At 70.8% G+C, this 2226-nt stretch carries 1 protein-coding gene; it reads right to left on the bottom strand.

Going from position 1 to position 2226, the window contains the following annotated elements; translation table 11 throughout:
* Positions 1–1902 (bottom strand): polymorphic toxin type 15 domain-containing protein (locus RIV14_RS13860; RefSeq protein WP_428978893.1); only part of this gene is annotated, 1902 nt, incomplete at its 3' end.
* Between the last annotated feature and the right edge of the window lie 324 nt (positions 1903–2226).

Raw genomic sequence — 2226 nt, 5'->3', positions numbered from 1 at the left:
CTTGGAGGAGATGCCGGCTAGGACGGCGTCTCGCTGGGGGTCACCGGTAGGGGCCAGGAAGGCCTTGATCGGGTCCTGGGCCGCCGCGCGTGCGCGGGAGGCGGTGGCACCGGCCGAGCGCGACTGCGAACGGGACGTGGACCTCGGCGTTGTCCTGGACGTGGTGTCGGTACCGCGCCTACCAGCACTGCGACTGGGAGCGTCCCCAGTACTGCGACTTGGGGTGTCCCTAGCGGTGCGGCTGGGTGTGTCCCTAGTGGTGCGCCCGCTGGTGCTGCGCTGGGGCGCCGGCTGTGCCGGCCCGGCTGGGGTGCGGGGCCCGGTCTGGGGCCCTGAACGGGCCGGGGCAGGAGGCGTTCCTGTCTTTTGGCTGGCCTGCAGACGCGAGGAGGCCTCAAGCCAGGCGTTAGCCCCCGAGGCACCCGCCCCAGCAGCACCCCGACCCGGCAAACCAGGCTGACCAGTCTGAACAGGCTGACCCGGCTGGGCCGACCGACCAGACTGAACCTGCTGACCCGACTGGCTCTGTCTGCCCGGCTGACCCTGCTGAACCGGTTGTCCCGGTTGGCCTGGCTGGTTCTGATGGGTCGGTCTGCCCGGCTGACCTGGTTGTTTGGGGGTCGTGGGCGAGGCAGCCCGCTGTGAGCGGGCCGGCACCACCGGCGGCTCCGCAGACACCGGCGGCGCAGAAGGCGGCGCGGGCCGCCCGACCCCAGGCGCCTGCGCCTGGGCAGGCCCACCCGGAGCGCCCCCATCAGGAGCACCCCGACCAGGCGTACCAGGCACACCCTCATCGGGTGCGCCCGCACCTGGGGTGGCCTTGTCTGGTCTGGTCTGCTCAGGGGTGCTCGCCTCTGGGGCCACCCCGTCTGGCGTGCTCTGCTCAGGGGCGGTCTGCTCGGGAGCGCTCCTGTCAGGAGCCGCCCTGTCTGGGGCATTGAGGTCGGGGGTAGGAGCCGACATGGAGGGCGAAGAGTCCGTAGGCCGGGCAACCTGCTCCACCGGACCAGGAACCGGCTGCCCCGCCACCGGAGCCGAAACCGGCGCCTGCTTGGCCGGAGAACCCGTGCTCGGCGCGCCCATCTCCGGGGCACCCCTGTCCAGCCCGGCCGTATCCAGCCCGGGGGCTCCCGTCTCCGGGGCGCCCATCCCCGGGGCACTGTCGCCGGGTAGGGGCTCATCACCGAGCCCAGGCGCATGATCCAGCCCGTCTGGGGTGCCTGTCCCTAGTCTGTCTGGGGTGGGTGCGTCTGGGGTCTGTCCTGGTGGTTGGGTCAGGGCCTGCCGAAGCTCATCACGAGTCAGGTCCTCCAGCCCGTCGGGGCCACCGGGCACCTGGGCCATGCGGTCAGACAGCACCTGCACAGTCAGCGGGGGCCCTCGAGGAGAAACCGCCTCCCGCTCAGCCAGGCTCCGAGGCTCCAACGCCTCCAACCCCCGATTCAGGCCCCTGGACAGGTCCGGGGAGTCAGTCAGCACCACCCGCATCCGCAGCAACCGGTCCCCCTGACCAGCATCCACCGCCGCCTGAGCCGCAGCACGAATCAGCTCCCTGGGCCCCTGAGCCGTCTGAGACCCCACCGCCGAGTTCGTCACCCGATCCCCCAACGCCACCGCACCCCCCACCAGCGAGGGCCCCTGCGGACCAGACAACAGCTGATCAGGATTGTGCAGCACCGCCAGCTCCCGCATCGCCCGAGAAGCCCACAACCCCGCCACATCCTTAGGAAACTTGTGCCGGTGCGACAGGTTGTCAGCAAGATCGTTCTGGAATGTCTTGCGGATGGCGGTGTGGCTGGCTGGGGAGCGCTTGCGCTCGTCGAAGGTGGCCATACCAGCCAGGATCTCCTTGGCGCTCATCAGGCTCAGAGCCGTGAATTGCCCATCGAGCTGACGCGTCATCTCCCCCGGCAACCCACTCGAGGAGCGACCCTGCCCACCCGTGTGATACGACACCACCACCGGGCCCACCGTGTCACACCACTGACCAGCCCCCACCCGGGCACCAGCCGCCCTCAAGGCAGCAGGCCCCTCCCACACCAGCACCGACCGGCCCCCAGCAGACCCCGGGGTAAACATGTCCCCAGCCACCAGACCACCACCAGCACCCCGCCCGGGACCAGGCCGACGCGAACCCCCGCCGCTCACAACCCACCCCCAGAACCGTTCAGACCGGAACCATCAGGCCCGCCCTGGCCACCAGGGCCATCCTGGCCATCGGGGGCG

The organism is Actinomyces acetigenes (assembly GCF_031296635.1).
GTDB lineage: Bacteria > Actinomycetota > Actinomycetes > Actinomycetales > Actinomycetaceae > Actinomyces > Actinomyces acetigenes.
The sequence above is the reverse complement of the archived record's forward strand: the minus strand, read 5'-3'. Positions and strand labels throughout refer to the sequence as shown.